Annotated in this window: 14 protein-coding genes and 1 tRNA gene; 3 read left to right on the top strand and 12 right to left on the bottom strand. The window is 54.1% G+C overall.

Features of this window, described 5'->3' with window-relative positions:
- Positions 1–209: 209 nt before the first annotated feature.
- The 12 genes from MJ257_RS22815 to MJ257_RS22760 all read right to left on the bottom strand — a co-directional run bounded on the left by MJ257_RS22815 (position 210) and on the right by MJ257_RS22760 (position 15039).
- Complete coding sequence (locus MJ257_RS22815) at positions 210–1214, bottom strand: LacI family DNA-binding transcriptional regulator (RefSeq protein WP_240271407.1); 1005 nt, start codon at positions 1212–1214, stop codon at positions 210–212.
- A 182-nt stretch (positions 1215–1396) separates the two neighbouring features.
- Positions 1397–2689, bottom strand: coding sequence for a phosphopyruvate hydratase (gene eno, locus MJ257_RS22810; protein WP_240271406.1), 1293 nt, complete (start codon positions 2687–2689; stop codon positions 1397–1399).
- Positions 2690–2723: 34 nt separating this feature from the next.
- Positions 2724–4271, bottom strand: a complete 1548-nt coding sequence (gene gpmI / locus MJ257_RS22805; protein WP_240271405.1) for a 2,3-bisphosphoglycerate-independent phosphoglycerate mutase — start codon at positions 4269–4271, stop codon at positions 2724–2726.
- A complete protein-coding gene (tpiA, locus tag MJ257_RS22800; protein ID WP_240271404.1) occupies positions 4272–5024 on the bottom strand; it encodes a triose-phosphate isomerase in 753 nt (250 codons plus the stop codon).
- Between the two features lie 118 nt (positions 5025–5142).
- Complete coding sequence (locus tag MJ257_RS22795; RefSeq protein ID WP_240271403.1) at positions 5143–6324, bottom strand: phosphoglycerate kinase; 1182 nt, start codon at positions 6322–6324, stop codon at positions 5143–5145.
- A gap of 219 nt (positions 6325–6543) precedes the next feature.
- Positions 6544–7554: a type I glyceraldehyde-3-phosphate dehydrogenase gene (gap, locus tag MJ257_RS22790; RefSeq protein WP_240271402.1), complete on the bottom strand. Its 1011-nt coding sequence runs from the start codon at positions 7552–7554 to the stop codon at positions 6544–6546.
- A gap of 76 nt (positions 7555–7630) precedes the next feature.
- Positions 7631–8677 (bottom strand): sugar-binding transcriptional regulator, encoded by a 1047-nt coding sequence (locus MJ257_RS22785; RefSeq protein ID WP_240271401.1) that lies wholly within the window; start codon positions 8675–8677, stop codon positions 7631–7633.
- A 287-nt stretch (positions 8678–8964) separates the two neighbouring features.
- Positions 8965–10314: a glycoside hydrolase family 30 protein gene (locus MJ257_RS22780; protein WP_240271400.1), complete on the bottom strand. Its 1350-nt coding sequence runs from the start codon at positions 10312–10314 to the stop codon at positions 8965–8967.
- A 32-nt stretch (positions 10315–10346) separates the two neighbouring features.
- Positions 10347–11993: a type 2 periplasmic-binding domain-containing protein gene (locus MJ257_RS22775; RefSeq protein WP_240271399.1), complete on the bottom strand. Its 1647-nt coding sequence runs from the start codon at positions 11991–11993 to the stop codon at positions 10347–10349.
- Between the two features lie 77 nt (positions 11994–12070).
- Complete coding sequence (locus MJ257_RS22770; RefSeq protein ID WP_240271398.1) at positions 12071–12958, bottom strand: carbohydrate ABC transporter permease; 888 nt, start codon at positions 12956–12958, stop codon at positions 12071–12073.
- 16 nt (positions 12959–12974) lie between these two features.
- Positions 12975–13931: an ABC transporter permease gene (locus MJ257_RS22765; protein WP_178018944.1), complete on the bottom strand. Its 957-nt coding sequence runs from the start codon at positions 13929–13931 to the stop codon at positions 12975–12977.
- A gap of 103 nt (positions 13932–14034) precedes the next feature.
- Positions 14035–15039 (bottom strand): LacI family DNA-binding transcriptional regulator, encoded by a 1005-nt coding sequence (locus tag MJ257_RS22760; protein ID WP_178018942.1) that lies wholly within the window; start codon positions 15037–15039, stop codon positions 14035–14037.
- A gap of 214 nt (positions 15040–15253) precedes the next feature.
- Here MJ257_RS22760 and MJ257_RS22755 point away from each other — a divergent pair.
- The 3 genes from MJ257_RS22755 to ade all read left to right on the top strand — a co-directional run bounded on the left by MJ257_RS22755 (position 15254) and on the right by ade (position 18506).
- A tRNA-Arg gene (locus tag MJ257_RS22755) sits at positions 15254–15328 on the top strand.
- A gap of 222 nt (positions 15329–15550) precedes the next feature.
- The gene (gene clpP, locus MJ257_RS22750) at positions 15551–16150 is read left to right on the top strand and encodes an ATP-dependent Clp endopeptidase proteolytic subunit ClpP (RefSeq protein ID WP_270406891.1); all 600 of its coding nucleotides are present in this window, start codon (positions 15551–15553) and stop codon (positions 16148–16150) included.
- Between the two features lie 556 nt (positions 16151–16706).
- The gene (ade, locus tag MJ257_RS22745) at positions 16707–18506 is read left to right on the top strand and encodes an adenine deaminase (RefSeq protein WP_240271397.1); all 1800 of its coding nucleotides are present in this window, start codon (positions 16707–16709) and stop codon (positions 18504–18506) included.
- Positions 18507–18565: the final 59 nt, after the last annotated feature.

Raw genomic sequence — 18565 nt, 5'->3', positions numbered from 1 at the left:
GTTTATCGCGAAAATAGCGGTATTTTTTGTCCTTATTTCGACGCTCGAGCCGCAATATGCCTCATTTCGGAAGGAATAAGGGTATTTATTACCCTTATTTTCTGTCCAACCGCCGAAATGACGTAAATAAGGGTATTTTATACCGCTATTTTTGTGCGGATGACCGAAGTTTGACCTTCAGCGTGCTTCTCACGGCTTACCTCCCCATCCTACTCCCGCGTACTCACCGTGCCGCGTTCCATCACCTGATGCGGCAGGATCTCGCTGGCCTCCGGCTGGCCCGTTTCTATCCGGGCGATCAGCTTGGCTGCAGCCAAGCGGCCCATTTCCGCCAACGGCTGGGCGACGGTGGTAAGCGGCGGGTAGCACATCTCGGCCAGCTTGAGATTGTCGTAGCCGATAACGGAGAGCTGCGCCGGAACGGCGATGCCCAAGCGTGCCGCGGTGGAGATGACGCCGATCGCCATTTCATCGCCGGCGGCGAACACCGCCGTGACCTCCGGCGCTTGGCGCAGCAGCTCCTCCGCCGCCTCACAGCCGCCGGCGAAGATGAAGCGCCCGTCCAGCACGGGCGCCTCGTCCGGCGGCAGGCCATGATCGGCCAGGGCCGCGCGAAAACCGGCGATGCGCGGCTCGCCGGCGATCACGTCGTGGGCCGGGCCGCCGATCATGGCGATTCGGCGGTGCCCCCGCCGGATCAAATACGCGCAGGCGTCGTACGCCGCCTGATGGTCGTCCACCTTGACGTAAGGAATGTCCGCATACTCGGACTTCGTGGCGACCAGGACGACCGGGATTGCCATGGCCTGGAGCGTCTGGTGATACTCCTCTTTCAGCACGCCGCTCGAATAAATAATGCCGTCCACCTGCTTCTCCCGCAGCACCTGCAAATATTTCTTCGTCCGCTTGCCGTCCTCAGCCGTATTGCACACCACCACGCTGTAGCCTTGTTCCTGCGCCGCTTCCTCGATCCCGTGCAGGATCTCCGAGGAGAACGCGCTCGATACGCTTGGGAACAACACCCCGATCGTCTGAGTCCGCTTGTTAACCAAGCCGCGCGCGATCGCATTGGGCTGATACCTCAGCTCGGCCACTGCATTCATCACCCTGATCCGGGTCTCTTCCGAATAACCCGGTAAATCGTTCAGTACCCGGGAGACGGTCGCTACTGATACCCCCGCCAGCTTGGCGACATCTTTGATTGTTGCGCTCATTATACCCTCCGCAATTGAAATACCGAGCTTTTTCGAATACGTAAACGTTTAACTAAACTATATGCGGATCCCTTGTTTTTGTCAACTCGCCGCTGGCGAGTCCAAATATAAAACAAGGCCCCCTGCTTCTCACGAGCAGAGGGCCTTGCTGTAGTTAGGCCGGTACGATCCAGCCGTCCTTCTTAACGATGTTCTTTCAGGTTGTAGAAGGACTTCAAGCCGTTGTATTGAGCGAGGTCGGCCAATTGGTCTTCGATACGAAGCAATTGGTTGTATTTCGCAATACGGTCCGTACGGGAAGGAGCACCGGTTTTGATTTGGCCGGCGTTCGTTGCCACGGCGATATCGGCGATCGTGCTGTCTTCGGATTCGCCGGAACGGTGCGATACAACTGCAGTGTAGCCAGCGCGTTTTGCCATTTCGATCGCGTCGAACGTTTCGGTCAACGTACCGATTTGGTTTACTTTGATCAGGATCGAGTTGCCGATGCCGTCTTTGATCCCTTTATACAAACGTTCCGTATTGGTTACGAACAAGTCGTCACCCACGAGTTGGATTTTGTTGCCGAGTTTCTCGGTGAGCAGTTTCCAACCTTCCCAATCGTCCTCGGCGCAGCCGTCTTCGATGGTGATGATCGGGTATTTGTCTACCCAAGAAGCGAGCAGGTCAACGAACTCAGCGGAAGTAAAGGATTTGCCTTCGCCTTCCAGGTGGTATTTGCCGTCTTTGTAGAACTCGGTGGAAGCAACGTCCATACCCAAGAATACGTCTTTACCTGGCGTATAGCCGGCTTTCGTGATAGCTTCCATGATCGAGGACAAAGCGTCTTCGTTGGAAGTGAAGTTCGGAGCAAAACCGCCTTCGTCGCCTACAGCCGTGTTCAGGCCTTTCGCTTTCAGAACGGATTTCAGGTTGTGGAAGATTTCAGCGCCTGTGCGAAGAGCTTCTCTGAAGGAAGGTGCGCCTACAGGCAGGATCATGAATTCTTGCACGTCTACGTTGTTGTCGGCATGCGCGCCGCCATTCACGATGTTCATCATCGGAACCGGAAGCTGTTTCGCGTTAAATCCGCCCAGGTAAGCGTACAGCGGCAGGTCCAAAGCGTCTGCTGCAGCACGGGCAACCGCCATCGAAACGGCCAGGATTGCGTTGGCGCCCAGTTTGCCTTTGTTTGGCGTGCCGTCCAGTTCGATCATCATTTTGTCGATGCCAACTTGGTCCAGCGCGTCCATGCCAATAACTTCAGGCGAGATGATCTCGTTTACGTTCTTCACGGCGTTCAATACGCCTTTGCCGAGGTAACGGGATTTGTCGTCGTCGCGAAGTTCTACGGCTTCATGCGCACCAGTGGAAGCGCCGGAAGGAACGATCGCGCGGCCCATAGCGCCGGATTCGAGATAAACTTCAACTTCTACGGTAGGGTTCCCGCGGGAGTCAAGGACTTCGCGAGCGTATACGTCAGAAATAATCGTCATGTGAATAATCTCCTTTAAGTGTTTTATAGTGATCTTACGCCTTGCGGCTGGCAATCATCGATTGGCCGGTCATTTCCGCCGGCTGCGGCAGGCCCATCAGGTCCAGCAGCGTCGGAGCCACGTCAGCGAGAATGCCTTTTTCGCGTAATACTACGTTCTCGTCGGTAACGATGAACGGCACCGGATTCGTCGTATGCGCGGTAAATGGACGGCCTTGATCGTCGATCTCCATATCGGCGTTCCCGTGGTCGGCAATAATGACGACAACTCCGCCTTTGGCTTTGACGGCGTCCACAACCTTGCCCACGCACTCGTCCGTGACTTCAACCGCTTTGATCGTCGGCTCCATCATGCCGGAGTGCCCGACCATATCCGGGTTAGCGAAGTTCAGGATAATCGCGTCGTGTTGATCCGATTCGATTTCCTTCACGCACGCTTCGGCTACTTCATAAGCGCTCATTTCCGGCTTCAGGTCATAGGTTGCAACCTTCGGCGAGGCGATCAGCACGCGTTTTTCGCCCGGAAGCTCAACGTCGCGCCCGCCGCTGAAGAAGAACGTAACGTGCGGGTATTTTTCCGTTTCGGCGATCCGCAGTTGCTTCTTGCCTTGTTGGACCAGCACTTCGCCGAACGTATTGTCGAGATTCTTCGGCTTGTACGCAACGAACCCGTCAACCGACTCCGCAAACAAGGTCAAGCAGACGAAGTGCAGGTCTTTCGGGAATTTCGGTCCGCGGTCGAAGCCTTGGAAATCCTTGTTCGTAAATACGTTGGACAGCTGAATGGCACGGTCCGGGCGGAAGTTCAGGAAGACGACGGAGTCGCCGCTTTCCACTTGCGCGATCGGTTGGCCATGGCCATCGACGATGACGGTCGGCATGACGAATTCGTCAAATACCGATTTCTCGTACGATTCCGTAACCGCTTGAATCGGGTCGGTATATTGCGGTCCTTCCGCATACACCATAGCCCGGTACGATTTCTCTACGCGGTCCCAGCGTTTGTCGCGGTCCATCGCATAGTAACGGCCTTGCACGGTGGCGATTTTGCCGACGCCAAGCTCGTTCATCTTGGCGATCAGGCGCTCCAGGAAGCCTTTGGCGCTATCCGGAGCCACGTCGCGGCCGTCGAGGAAGGCATGTACGTAAACTTCGTGCATTTCTTCCTTCTTCGCCAGTTCCAGCATAGCGAACATATGCTCAATGTGGCTATGCACGCCGCCGTCGGACAGAAGGCCGTACAGATGCAGCTTCTTGCCCTTCGATTTGGCGCTGCGCACCGCATTCACCAGCGTTTCGTTCGAGAAGAATTCGCCTTCGCGAATCGATTTGGAGATCCGGGTCAAATCCTGGTACACGATCCGGCCGGCACCGATGTTCAGGTGACCGACTTCGGAGTTCCCCATTTGCCCTTCTGGCAAACCAACCGCTTCGCCGCTGGCTGTCAGCGTGGTGTTCGGGTATTGCTTCAAATAACGGTCATAATTCGGCTTGTTCGCTTGGGCAACCGCATTGCCTTCGACTTTATCGCGAAGTCCGAACCCGTCCATGATGATCAGAGCTACTGGTTTGGGAGCCGTCATTTATTTCGCCCCCTCAACGAGCTGGATGTAAGAGTCCGGCTGCAGGCTGGCACCGCCGACGAGCGCGCCGTCGATGTCGCTTTGTCCCATGTACTCCTTCACCTTCTCCGGTTTCACGCTGCCGCCGTATTGGATACGGATCTTCGCGGCTACGTCGTCACCGTAAAGGCCTTTAACCAGGCTGCGGATATAGGAAATCACTTCGTTCGCGTCTTGCGACGTGGAGGATTTGCCTGTTCCAATCGCCCAGATCGGTTCGTAAGCAATCACGACTTGCGCCGCTTGCTCCGCTGTTAATCCTTTCAAAGCCGCTTCGGTTTGAACCTTCACGACTTCTTTGGTTTGGCCGGCTTCGCGCTCTTCGAGCTTCTCGCCGACGCAAGGGATTGGGGTCAAACCGTGTTTGAAGGCAGCCAGGATCTTCTTGTTCACGATTTCGTCGGTTTCGCCGAAATACGCCCGGCGCTCGGAATGGCCGATGATCACGTAATCCACGCCAAGCTCTTTCAGCATGCGACCGCTGATTTCTCCGGTGAAGGCTCCTTCGTCTTCAAAATGCATGTTTTGCGCGCCGATTTTGATCGACGTGCCTTTCGCAGCTTCTACCAAAGCCGGAAGGTTGGTGAACGGCGCGCAAATCACGCTCTCTACGCCGGCAACCTCCGCTTTTCCTTTTACGGCTTCGAAGAAGGCTTTGGCTTCGGAAACGGTTTTGAACATTTTCCAGTTCCCTGCAATAATAGGTGTTCTCACAGAGCCCACTCCTTCACTTCTCCATAGAGGTAATTCAAAAACCTTGATCCTAATGAGGTAGTTCAAAAAACGGACATTGATCATGAAGTTTTTTGAACCTTCATCTAGCTACTTTTACTTACTTGTCGTTCAAAGCCACAACGCCTGGAAGCGCCTTGCCTTCCATGAATTCCAGGGAAGCGCCGCCGCCCGTGGAGATGTGGTCCATTTGCGAAGCCAGGTTGAATTTCTCGGCTGCCGCTGCGGAATCGCCGCCACCGATGATGGTGTAGCCTTCCGTCGTTGCGCAAGCTTCAGCCACTTCTTTGGTCCCGTTCGCGAAAATATCGATTTCGAATACGCCCATCGGTCCGTTCCAAACAACCAGCTTGGAATTTTTGATGATATCGGCATAAATCGCACGAGTTTTCGGCCCGATGTCCACGCCTTCCCAATCTGCAGGAATGCTGTCGATATCCACCGCTTTATGGTTAGCCATTGCGCTGAAATCATCAGCAACGATGCAGTCAACCGGAAGGACGAAGTTCTTGCCCAGTTTCTTCGCTTTCTCGATGAAGCCAAGGGAAGCGTCGAGTTTGGTTTCATCCAGCAGCGATTTGCCGATTTCGTAACCTTGGGCTTTGAAGAAGGTGTAAGCCAAGCCGCCGCCGATCAAGACATTGTCCGCGATGTTCAGCAGGTTGTCGATGACGTCGATTTTGTCTTTAACCTTCGACCCGCCGATAATGGCGGTGAAAGGACGATCCGGATTCGACAGCGCTTTGCCGAGTACGGACAATTCTTTCTCCATCAGCAAGCCGGATACGGCTGGCAGGTGATGAGCGATGCCTTCGGTCGAAGCGTGTGCGCGGTGCGCTGCGCCAAACGCGTCGTTCACGAACAGGTCAGCCAGCTCGGCAAATTGCTTCGCGAGTTCAGGATCGTTTTTCTCTTCGCCCGGGTAGAAACGTACGTTTTCCAGCACCAGTACGTCGCCGTTGTTCAAGGCATTCACTTTGGCTTTAACGGCTTCGCCTACAGCTTCGTCGGCTTTGGCTACTTCTTTGCCGAGCAGTTCGCCCAGGCGTTTCGCCGGCAGCGTCAGACGCATATCTTCGTTGACTTGGCCTTTCGGACGGCCCAGGTGGCTCGCAAGGATCACCTTCGCGCCATTTTCGATCAGATACTTGATCGTCGGCAGCGTTTCGCGAATCCGGGTGTCGTCGGTAATTTTACCGTCTTGCATCGGTACATTAAAATCTACGCGGACAAACACGCGTTTGCCGGTTACTTCCACATCACGTACACTTTTCTTGTTCATCTCCACGTTCCTCCTAAAGGTATGCGCGGGGGTTCTCCAGGCCTGGAAAATGCGCATTACGGCTTTGATTCTGATTTCTCTCCTAAGACGCCTTGTAACTCATCTCTATTTATAAAAAACGGTGTGTGTGTGTGAATGCCGTATTTCATGCAAGAACCAAAGAGGAGTCCTGAATAGGTTGCTCCTCTTTGGGATGAATCGCTAATTTGGGTTACTCGATTATTTTACTTTCTTCGCGAAGTATTCCAGCGTACGAACCAATTGAGCCGTGTAGGACATTTCGTTATCGTACCAGGAAACGGTTTTTACGAGTTGTTTGTCGCCAACCGTCATGACTTTCGTTTGGGTTGCGTCGAACAGGGAACCGTAAGTGATGCCCACGATATCGGAAGATACGATTTCGTCTTCCGTGTAACCGAAGGTTTCTGGATCGGAAGCGGCTTTCATTGCAGCGTTCACTTCGTCAACCGTTACGGTTTTCTCCAGAACGGTTACAAGCTCAGTCAGGGAACCAGTTGGTACAGGCACGCGTTGAGCTGCGCCGTCCAGTTTGCCTTTCAATTCAGGGATAACCAGGCCGATCGCTTTAGCAGCGCCCGTAGTGTTAGGAACGATGTTAGCTGCAGCTGCGCGAGCACGACGGAAGTCAGCTTTTGCATGCGGAGCATCCAGCGTGTTTTGGTCGCCGGTATAAGCGTGGATCGTCGTCATCAAGCCTTCTACGATGCCGAATTTGTCATTCAGTGCTTTAGCCATAGGAGCCAAGCAGTTCGTTGTGCAAGATGCGCCGGAGATTACCGTTTCCGAACCGTCAAGGATTTCATGGTTTACGTTGTAAACAACGGTTTTCATGTCGCCGGTAGCCGGAGCGGAGATAACGACTTTCTTCGCGCCGCCTTTCAAGTGAAGCTCGGCTTTTTCTTTCGTCGTGAAGAAGCCAGTGCACTCCAGAACGATGTCAACGCCAAGCTCGCCCCAAGGCAGTTCTTCAGGGTTGCGATTAGCCAGAACTTTAACTTCTTTGCCGTTTACTTTGAAGAAACCGTCATGCACTTCAACGTCACCGTCGAAGCGGCCTTGCGTTGTATCATATTTCAACAAATGAGCCAACATTTTAGCGTCTGTCAGGTCATTGATCGCTACGACTTCGATGCCTTCCACGTTTTGAATGCGGCGGAAAGCCAGGCGTCCAATACGTCCAAAACCGTTAATCCCTACTTTTACACTCATTGAATAGTTCCTCCCAGTGTTTGATTTTTTTATTATTCAAGACAGGCCCGATAAAACCCGTCATGAGTAAACCGATTTATTTCCCGGATCTCTTGATGATCTCGCTCACGATCTCTTCTGCCGCCGCCTCGTCGGTCACCAGAATATCCTCATGGCCGAACCGCAGTACGGCATGGATCGCTTTCGCTTTGCTCTTGCCTCCCGCGATTCCGATCACGGTCTCCGTTCGCTTGATGTCTTCGAGACGCAATCCTAAGGTCAGCATTTTGTGCACGACGACGCCGTCTTCATTAAAGTAATATCCAAATGATTCCGCGAGCGCGCCTTCCTTTCGGATTTCCTCGGCCATGCCCGGCTCCAGCTTACGGCGCCGCGCCATCTCCATAGCGTCTCCGATCCCGTGCACCACGATACGCGCCTGGCGGATCATGTTCACGATATCTTGAATGTTCGGATCATGAACCAGCGACTCGTAAGCTTCCTTCCCCAGCAGATCGGGTACGTGCAGCAGGCGATAACCTGCTCCAACCCGCTTCGCCATGCCGGAAGCGATCGTATTCGCCTGGATTTCCAAGCTTTCGCCAAGACCTCCGCGCGCCGGTACGAACCAGCTTTGCTTCATCATGACGTTTGGCGGTGGATTCAGCTGATCCGCGACTTCCGCCAGCGTTGTGCCGCCGGTCACCGCGACCACATCATCCCCGCGCATGGCGCCAAGCAGCGCCTTGGCTCCTGCACGCCCCAGCTCCCGCTTCACGAGCGGCGAGGTTTCGCAGTCTCCTGGTACAACCACCACTTTACGCAGCCCATAATGCTGACGGATCGTTTCCTCCAAATTGGAGAGTCCGAACAACTCTAGCATCATCGGCTCCAAATCCTCAAGCAATCGCCGTCCTGCGTCGCTGATCCTCATGCCTATATTCTCGATTTCTATCAGGCCTTGAGCCTTCATGAGATCCGTTTCGGCACGCAACACACGCTCCGTCATGTCCAGCGAATTCGCCAGGGTTCTGCGGCCAATGACATCAGACATCATGATCTGGTGAAGTATAGTGTACCTTTTCTTGAGAATGTCCATGAGATCAGGAAGAAGCTGCTTTTGAATCTCTATTATGTTTCGCATGCTTTCCACTCCTGCAAGCTTCGTCTTCTCTCTCCATCTCCTTGGCCTTAAAATGTCCCGGGTTAACTTTTTAAGTCCCACTGATATTTTAACCAATATTTAGTTCTGTTGCAAGCCTGACGTCCGTATCATTTACTTTTGTCATTTTACTTATACATGAAGCCTCGTGGCGCACCTTGGCCTGCCGTAAAAAAACGCCCCTTCCGCTGATATAGACGCCAAACATTCGTCTACTCTCGCAAAAGGAGCGTGCTTCTTCTTTATCTATTTTCCCGCGCAAGCAGGACTTAGGCTCTAGGGATACGGAGGGACAACGCGCTCTTGGCTCCGAGCCGGAACCGGGTTCCTTCCGTCCCTCTCAGCTCCAACGCGACAGTTCTCGCTTCTCCCCCATCATTAAACAAAACGACCGCAATCGAATCGTCCGTATTCCGGAACGCCACGGAGCGAATCGCTGCCGCATCGGCTTCGGCGGCGATCCGTACCGCCTGCGGACGAATCACGACGCTGAAATGGGCCAGAGCGTAGTAATCCAGCGTATACTCGAGCTCGCGGGTCTGCTGGTTTACCGTCACGATCCCGCGGCACGTGCTGCGGCCAAAGCCCGGGACGGTCGGCCCGTTCTGCTCATCGAGCGCCATATTCCAGAGCACCAGCGATTGGCTGTGATTCCGCAAAATCTCGATCCCCGTCCGCATGACGTTGGAGAAAGCCGGTTCGAATGCCGGAATCCATTCTCCGCCGGAGCCTTCGGTGAAATGAACTTCCTTGCCCGGGAAGGCCTCCTTCACTTGGCTTTGCGCCGACGCTTCCCCGCCATACCAGTGCCAGGCTACGCCGTCGACCGCTTCGGCCGCTTCCTTCAGCACGCCCAACGGATAATCGGGACGATCCCAGTTATGGTCATACGCCAGGATCTTCGTGGACAAGCCGCGCTTCGCAAAAGCCGGTTTCAGATAGTTCTTCACGAAATCGGTCTGCATCTCGGCCGTCATCAGCATCCCCGGGTAATGTCCCGGCACATAAAGCGGCTCGTTCTGCGGCGTCACCGCATAAATGGATAAGCCATGCTCGGCGTAGGATTCCACATAACGGACGAAATAGTTGGCGTACGCTTCGTAATACTCCTTCTTCAGCTCCCCGCCGATCATCGAACCGCTCGTCTTCATCCAGCCCGGCGCACTCCAGGGGGAGCCGAACAGCTTGATGGACGGATTTAACGCCAGCGCTTCTTTTAGGAGCGGAATGACGTCGGCTTCGTCATGGCGGATCGAGAACCGCTGCATTTCCGGATCGGTCTCGCCCTCGGGCAAGTCGTCGTAGCTGTAGATGAACCGGGCATAGTCCGAGGCCCCCATCGGGTTTCGAAGCACGGATAAGCCAATCCCCTCTTCCGAGCCAAATAAATTTTTCATTAAGGACGAACGTTGCTCTTCGCTAAGCACCTGGTGGATCAAATAGGCGGCCGAATCGGTAAAAGAAGCTCCAAATCCGTCCATCGCCTGATAGCTCACGGTTTCATCCAAACGGACCACGGCATCCAAGGCTTCCGAGTCCTGCGGTTGCAGCTGCTCTTCCGTTTTGCGGACGAAGAGATCGGATTCTCCAGAGGAATAATAAAGTTCAAGCTCGCGCATGATGTTCCCTCCATATCTATAGATGGCCCGGTTTACTTGATGCCGAGCTTTTCTTTATTGGCTTTCATTTTCTCCGTGCGAATTTGCACGATTTTATCCCAACCGTTATCCTCAAGGAATTTCTTATAGCCGTTCAGCGTGCTGTCGAACTCCCCGTCGTTCTTGGCGCGGATCAGGCTGACCATCGTCGTGTTCCAAGTCGTGTTGATCGCCGTCAAGGAGCGAGCCTCCGGAGATCCCGCATCCGGGTTGATGTTTTCAAGGATGAAGTGAGGAACCAGTTTGCCCTTGCCCCACTCTTGCATTTGCTTAATGGACTCTGGGAAAGCATCGGCGCTCAGCGCTTTGTGACGGTCGTGGCCGAAGAACATGAATTCGCCCATCCGGTATTCTTTCTTGAATTTATCGGCATCGGTTTGTTGCAGCTCTTTGACTTCCGGCGTGAATTGAACCGTTCCGTCCGCATTTTTCGTGTATGTTTCGCCTTCGATCCCGTAGTTCATCAGCATTTGGCCTTCTTCGTCCAACAGGTATGTGAAGACTTGGATTGCCTTCGCCGGATCCTTGCATTGTTTCGTAATGAAGCTGATCATCCAGCCGGTGATGCCGGATTGGTTCAGTTTTGGCGTGTTGCCCGCCGTGCTTTGCGGTCCGTCGATCGCCAGATAAGCTTGGTCCGGATGCGCGTTTGCGAAAATTTGCAGGTTGCCGCCTTGCTGCGGAGTCCCGTCAAGGAGCATCGTGGCGTATTTGCCGGACTTCACCTTCTCTTCAAAAGCCGGGCCGTCATCGGCAAAGCTGTCGTCGCTGATATTGCCGGCCTGGTGCACTTGATTCAACGTCTTGAGCCAGGTCAGGTAATCTTCATCGAGATTCCGGTTGTAGAATTCGCCGTTATCGGTTTCCAGCGGCACCCCAAGGAAGTCCTGGAACACATCGCCCAAGGATCCCGTACCTTCGCCGATCGAGTTAAATCCGAAAGGAATCAGATCCGGGAATTGCGTTTTGATTTGCTGCATGACGCTTTTGAATTCCTCCGGCGTCCCGATGCTTGGTTTGCCAAGGGCTTCATAAACGTCCTTACGGATCACGAAGGCGGTTTTGGCTGGAATGTTACCGCTGTCATAATCGGCCTGCGTGTTGGAGTAGTTCGGGTATCCGTACGTGTTGCCGTCGGCTTGCTTAAACCAGTTGAGCGTATCTTGCGCAGCTACTTTGTTGAAATAAGGGTCGTATTTCTCCGCCAGCTCGTTCAGCGGCAAAGCCCAGGAAGAAGCCTTCTGCACGACGGCCGAGTTCGAATCGAACACCGTGATCAAGTCCGGCATGTCGCTGCCCGCAAAAAAGGTGTTAAGCTTCGTGTCGTCCCCGGTAACAAATTTGATGTCGATATTCAGGTCTTCTTTGATTTTCTTCGTGACCACGTCATTGCCGAAGTCGGTATTCCACCAATCGGCGTTGACGTACCAGGTCAGCTGGGTTGGCTCTTCTTTCTTATCCAGCTTCCATGCCGGCGTATTGGCGTCCAGGGCATAACGATTCTCCAGGGAGACGTCCCCTTTCGCGGCTTTCGAGCCGCCGCCGGAGCCGCCGCAACCCGTAACGACCAGCGCAGCGGTCAACAGGGCGGCGCAAGCCGTCATCCCTTTTTTTGCAAGACTCTTGTTCAACTTTAACATTCGTGTACCCTCCCTTTTTTGTAAGCACAACTAGTTCAACACGCGTTAACAGGCCTAAATTCTTCGTTGCTGATTCGTTACTCCTTCACCGCCCCCAGCATCATGCCCGAGATGAAGTATCTTTGTAATAATGGATAAATCACAACAATCGGCAAAGTCGTAATCACAATTGTTGCGAGTTGAACTCCCTTGGTTGTCGTTTCAATCACGACGGAACCCGCGACGTTCTGCATCGATTGGGTCTGGGATTGAACGATGATTTCGTACAGCTTCATTTGCAGCGGATACAGGTATTGATCCGTGATGTAGAGCTTCGTCGTCATGAAGTCGTTCCACTGATTCACGCCGTTGAACAAAGCGATGGTTGCCATGGCCGGCATCGACAACGGGATAAAGATCTTCAGGAAGATTCTCCAGTCGCCGGCACCGTCGATCTTGGCTGACTCCTCCAGGGAATCCGGCACGTTTCGGAAGAAATTCATCAGAATCACGACGTCGTAATAGCTGAACAAGGCCGGAATGATATAGACCCAGAAGCTGTTGAGCAGGCCCAGCGATTTAATGAGCAAGTAAGTCGGTATCATGCCGCCGGAGAAGAACATCGTGATGACGCCCATCGTCACGTACAACTTGCGCCCGCGCACGTTGCTCTTGCTGAGGCCGTAGCCGATCATCGCGCAGAAGAATACGTGGGTGACCACGCCGATGACCGTCTTGAGGACCGAGATCAGGAACGACTGCCAAATCGTATCGTCCCGGAACACCGCCTGGTAGTTCTCCAGGGAAAATTCCTTGGGCCAGAAGACGAAGCCGCCTTCCGCAAGCGACCGCCCCGAACTGAAGGAAGAAACGATAACGTTCCAGAGCGGAATGACAATAAGGATCGTAAATAAAATCAGGACCGTGACGTTGACCGTATCAAAAATTCTGCTGTCGAGATCCTGTTTGACCGCCTTTCGATTCATGGCTGCTGCTCCTTCCTTACAGGACAGATTGATTATCGTTGAGTTTGCTGGTCACCTTATTGGCAACCACCAACAGAATGACCGATACGATCGAGACGCCGAGCCCGACGGCGGTCGCGTAGGAGAAGTCTCCCTGCGTCATCCCCATCCGGTACACGTAAGAGTTGATGACCTCGGCTTTTTCCCGGTTCTGGGAGTTCATCAGCACCAAGGTCTGGTCCAGGTTGGAACCCAGCAGGCCGCTTACGGTCAGGATCAGGTTCAAGCTGATAATCATCTTCATGTTCGGTAAAGTGATGTTCCAAATCTGCCGGAGCCGGCTCGCCCCATCGATCTTGGCCGCCTCGTAATAGGTCGGATCGATCTTGGCCATGATGGCGAGATATAGGATCGTCCCCCAGCCCGCCTCTTTCCAGACATCGGACAAAACGGCGATCCACCAGTATTTGCCCGGATCGAGCATGATGTTCTGGGCCTTCGAGATCAGCCCCAAGTCAAGCAGCAGTTGATTGAACATGCCGGTCGTCGAGAACCAGGTGATCAGCATCCCGCCGAGTACGATCCAGGACAAGAAGTGCGGCAGATAAGAGATGGTCTGCACGATTTTTTTGAACCGGCCCATGCTGAGTTCGTAGATCATGATCGCCAGGATAATCGGAATGACGAAACCGATGGCCAGCTTCAGGAAGCTGATCCCCAGCGTGTTCACCACGGAATCCCAGAAGTATTTGTCGCTTGCGATAATCTTGAAATTATCCAGACCCACCCACGGGGCGGAGCTTAACGTGTCGATGACCGTGTAGTTCTTAAAAGCGATGGTTAACCCGTAAATGGGCACGTAGCAAAAAATGATCATAAAAATGATTCCCGGCCAGATCATCGATTGGATTTCCCACTGCCTGCCGAAGTCGATAAAGAATTGCTTCATTCTTAATCCCATCGGTTTCTTGGCTGCCGCAGCTGACTTCGCCATTTTTGCGCTCCTCTCTTCATCCCAGAGGGATAAAAACGTTTTTATTTTCGTCGAAAAGACCCCTAGCATAAACCGCTTACAATCTTGGCTTGGGCTAAAAATCTCAGCTTAAGCGGACATGGCTGGAGCCTCGCACGATCAGTTCTCCGTCCAGCTTCTGCACTTTCCCCTGTTCCTGTTTCTTGATCATGTTCACCAAATGATTAACGGCCAAGATCCCTTGCCTCGCGATTTGGTTCCGTACCGTAGTCAGAGGCGGCGTGAAATACTGGGCAATATCGATATCGTCAAAACCTACGACGCTGATGTCTCTAGGGACCTCTAGGCCATAAGTGCGCAATGCCTTGATACACCCGATCGCGCTTAAATCGTTGCCCGCAAGAATCGCGTCCGGCACCTTGCCCGGATGCTTGTGAACAAAAGCCCGAACCGCGTTATAGGTGCTTTCTTCCTCAAAATACCCCTGCAAGATGAAATCCTCGTCCACCGGCAGCTGATGTTCCCGCAAGGCCGCAAGGTACCCTTCCTTCCGCTGCACGCTGTCGTACATCGTGTCCACGCCGGAGAGGTAGGCGATTCGCTTATGGCCTAAGCTAATCAGGTATTTCGTGGCCTCGTAAGCGGATGCATAAGAATTGAAAATGACCGTTCCCATCGTTTCCTTCTGAATGACCCGGTCGAGAAATACCGCCTTGATCTTGTCTTTCTCCATCATCGCGATATCCTGGTCGTCGATCCGAAGTTCCTCGTAGATGATGACCCCATCCACCCGCCGGCCCATGATGTTGCTGAGAATGGTTTGTTTATCGGCAGTAACCATCACGTGCAAACCGTATCCCAATCGTTCGCTCTCGCGTGCCATCGACTCAACCAAAATGTAGAAATAAGGCCCGGACACGCTGGTCGTGAAAAAACCAAGCATATTCGTCTTCTTCGACTTCAGCTGCTTCCCGTTCAAATTCGGTACATAATTCAGTTGCTTGGCAACCTTCAACACGTGGGATTTGGTCTCCGGGTTTAGTACGTCCACGTCGTTTAACGCGTTGGAAACCGTGGAGATCGAAACGCCCGCCGCTTTGGCTACATCCTTAATGGTGACTTTCCCCATCTCTCGATACACCCTATCTATAAAAACGTTTTTATATATTCATCAAGTTATCATAGAAACGCTTTCATGACAATCCTTATTTTTGGGTTCACATAAAAAATTTCGCTCCTCTCTGAAGAATAGCCCACATTGCGGTCCCCTGAGAACCCCTTTAAATATTAAGCCTTGCGTTTTTATTTAAAATGTCATATAATAATTTTTGTTCGCTAAATTTGCGCCCGTGGTCCAATGGATATGACGTAGGCCTCCGGAGCCTGAGATCGAGGTTCGATTCCTCGCGGGCGCGCCATTACATATTTGATATCCGCTAACAAAGTCCTGACTTACGTCTTTTGGACTTTTTTTATTCCCCTGAGTTTGACTTTCTTTGACTTTCTCGAATAAATTGTTTATGATGGGATTAATCTTCTTGGTTTCCGTCAATTCTTAGATTGATGGAGACGATTACCCAAGCCATTCCATTTGATGGGCCGTTCCTCACGAACGCCCTAAATTTAAGGAGGTTTTATCGGTGAGTTATATTCCTATGGTCGTTGAACAAAGCAACCGCGGCGAACGCGCTTATGACATTTATTCCCGTCTGCTCAAGGACCGGATCATCTTCTTGGGCTCTCAGGTGAATGACGTCGTCGCCAACTCCATCATTGCCCAGATGCTGTTTCTGGACGCGGAAGATCCAACGAAGGACATCTCCCTTTACATTAACAGCCCTGGCGGTTCCATTACGGCCGGCATGGCGATTTATGATACGATGCAGTTCATCAAAGCGGACGTCTCCACGATTTGCGTCGGGCTCGCCGCTTCGATGGGCGCCTTCCTGCTGAACGCAGGCGCGCCGGGGAAACGTTATGCGCTGCCGAACAGCGAAATCATGATCCATCAGCCGCTCGGCGGTGCCGAAGGCCAAGCGACGGACATCGAAATCCGCGCCCGCCGCATTCTCAAAATGCGCGACAAACTGAACCAAATCCTCGCCGAACGGACCGGCCAACCGCTGGACCGGATCGAGAAAGACACCGACCGCGACTACTTCATGAGCGCGGCGGAAGCGAAGGAATACGGCTTGGTCGACCAAGTGATCGAGAAAGTGAATCCAACGCCCACAGCTTAAGGCTTGAAACGGAAGGCTGCGCTTTGAACAGAAAGTTCTGTTCGAAGGGCGGCCTTTCTTGTTATATTTATTTTTAAAAATAACCAGGTTTCGTCACCGCCGGTATGGAGTCGCCGGGAGCGGGGAGTTGCTGGTGTCCGGTACCGTCGAAGCCGGTGGTTGATCCTGGAGGTGCCTGGCCACCGCTGGGGGGCCGCTACACGAGCGAGGAAACTCCAGGCCATCGCCCCGGAGGACCTGAAGCCAGCCCCGCCTGCTCTAACGCTGATGAGAAGCGCTAAGTCCGCATTTTTGGCGGTATCTGAACTCTAACGACGCTGAGAAACGCTATTTTCAACAAAAGTAACTATTTTCGGCTGTAAATTGGACAATAAGCTCTGTGGCAAGCGTTAGACTTCCCGAACAGCGATTTGGGCCCACTTAAGCTCCTTGGCAAGCGTTAGAGCAGGGTCGGCTTGGTGACTTGGCATGAATTTTGCATTGCTTGACGTGACTTGGCTTGGTTGGATGGATCGATGGACTTATGAACTACCTCATTAAAGGAGCGAATCGGGAGATGAAGCAAACTGCAAGGAAGAAGCTGTATGAAGTAAGCCGCACATTGGCGGATGTCGCCATGGGCAAAGTCAAAGCCGACCTGGTCGTCAAAGGCGGGACCTTGGTCAACGTCTACACCGGAGAGCTGCAGCCGCAGACGGACGTCGCCGTTGCCGCAGGGCGAATCGCCTTCGTGGGAGATGCGGCGCACACGATCGGCGAGGACACCGTCGTTATCGATGCAACAGGACAGCATATCGTTCCCGGGCTCCTGGACGGGCACATGCACGTCGAGAGCACCATGCTGTCGGTGTCCGAGTTCGCCAAAGCTGCACTGTCCAAAGGAACAACCGGCATCTTTATGGATCCGCACGAAATCGCCAACGTGTTCGGCGCGGAGGGCGTGCGCTGGATGCACGAGGAAGGCCAAGGCCTGCCGCTTAAGGTCTACACCACGTTCCCTTCCTGCGTACCGGCCACCGATCATTTGGAGGATGCCGGAGCGTCGCTGGACACCGGTGATATTGCCGAAGGGATGACCTGGGACGGCGTCGAGGGACTGGGCGAAGTGATGAATTTCCCCGGCGTCGTATACGGAGATCCCAAAATGCTCGGCGAGATTCAAGCGACGATGGAAGCAGGCAAAACCGTAACCGGGCATTTTCCGAGTGATGACGAGCGCATGCTGCAGGCGTACGCGGCCTCGGGCGTGACCTCCTGCCACGAGACGGTAACCCGCGAGCAAGGGCTGGCGAAGCTGCGCATCGGCATGCACCTGATGATTCGCGAAGGCTCCGCATGGCATGACGTCAAGGAAGTGATCAAGGTGGTCACCGAAGATCGGGTTAACCCTTCGAACATCCTTCTGGTCACCGATGACGTATATCCGCAAACGCTGATCGAGCAGGGCCACATGAACCATGTCGTGCGCCGGGCCATCGAGGAAGGCGTCGACCCGGTTACCGCGATTCAGATGGGAACCATTAACACGGCGCGGTACTTCAAGGTCGACGGCGACTTGGGCGGCATCGCGCCGGGCAAATGCGCGGACCTGCTGCTGATCGGCGACCTGCGGCGAATGGAGCCGTCGACCGTCATCACCGACGGCAAGGTCGCCTACGACGACGGGCAGCTCCGTGTCCCGTTCCCGGCGTACCCGTATCCGGCGCGGGCGCGCGCCTCGGTGAAATTGGCGCGTCCGCTGACCGCCGAGGATTTCCTCTACCGCAGCAGCGCCAGCGGCAAAGCGGAAACGACGATCCACGTCATCGACGTGATCGAGAATAGCGCCCGCACGACGAAGGGGACGGCAACCGTTCCGGTTGACGGGGATGGAGTCGTGCGTCCGGCTGCCGGGCAGGACATCGCCACGCTGGCCTGCATCGACCGCCACCGCGGTTCCGGCGAGTTGTCTCTCGCCTTCGCGCGGGGGTTCGGCCTGAAGCAAGGGGCCGTGGCTTCCACCGTTGCGCATGACAGCCACAACCTGCTCGTCATGGGCACGAATCCCGAGGACATGGCATTCGCCGCAAACGAGCTGGCAAAGCTGGGTGGCGGCATGATCGCCGTTCTGGACGGCCAGGTGCTGGCTGCCGTGCCGATGGTCATCGCTGGCCTGATGTCCGATCAGCCGCTCGAGACGGTCGTCGCCCAGGTGAAAGGGCTCGAGGCCGCCTGGAAACAACTCGGCTGCCAACTGAACGCGCCGTTCATGACGTTTTCGCTGATCGCCCTGCCGGTCATTCCCGAGCTGCGCATTACCAACCGGGGCCTAGCCGACGTGAACGAGTTCAAGCTCGTCCCGGTGGAAGTCGGTTAACTCCGGCTAAAGCAGCGGTCGCCCGCATCCCATTCCATGTGAAAACCCGCCAGAGGATT

The sequence above is a fragment of the Paenibacillus timonensis genome, from assembly GCF_022427145.1.
Lineage (GTDB): Bacteria > Bacillota > Bacilli > Paenibacillales > Paenibacillaceae > Fontibacillus > Fontibacillus timonensis.
Note: the sequence above shows the minus strand (reverse complement) of the source record. Positions and strands in the feature narration are given on the sequence as shown.

Coding starts and splice junctions, on each gene's coding strand:
- MJ257_RS22815 (WP_240271407.1), bottom strand. CDS start 1,214: ATGAGCGCAACAATCAAAGATGTCGCCAAGCTGGCGGGGGTATCAGTA.
- gpmI (WP_240271405.1), bottom strand. CDS start 4,271: ATGACGGCTCCCAAACCAGTAGCTCTGATCATCATGGACGGGTTCGGA.
- MJ257_RS22775 (WP_240271399.1), bottom strand. CDS start 11,993: ATGTTAAAGTTGAACAAGAGTCTTGCAAAAAAAGGGATGACGGCTTGC.
- MJ257_RS22760 (WP_178018942.1), bottom strand. CDS start 15,039: ATGGGGAAAGTCACCATTAAGGATGTAGCCAAAGCGGCGGGCGTTTCG.
- MJ257_RS22765 (WP_178018944.1), bottom strand. CDS start 13,931: ATGGCGAAGTCAGCTGCGGCAGCCAAGAAACCGATGGGATTAAGAATG.
- MJ257_RS22780 (WP_240271400.1), bottom strand. CDS start 10,314: ATGCGCGAGCTTGAACTTTATTATTCCTCTGGAGAATCCGATCTCTTC.
- MJ257_RS22785 (WP_240271401.1), bottom strand. CDS start 8,677: ATGCGAAACATAATAGAGATTCAAAAGCAGCTTCTTCCTGATCTCATG.
- ade (WP_240271397.1), top strand. CDS start 16,707: ATGAAGCAAACTGCAAGGAAGAAGCTGTATGAAGTAAGCCGCACATTG.
- MJ257_RS22795 (WP_240271403.1), bottom strand. CDS start 6,324: ATGAACAAGAAAAGTGTACGTGATGTGGAAGTAACCGGCAAACGCGTG.
- MJ257_RS22770 (WP_240271398.1), bottom strand. CDS start 12,958: ATGAATCGAAAGGCGGTCAAACAGGATCTCGACAGCAGAATTTTTGAT.
- gap (WP_240271402.1), bottom strand. CDS start 7,554: ATGAGTGTAAAAGTAGGGATTAACGGTTTTGGACGTATTGGACGCCTG.
- eno (WP_240271406.1), bottom strand. CDS start 2,689: ATGACGATTATTTCTGACGTATACGCTCGCGAAGTCCTTGACTCCCGC.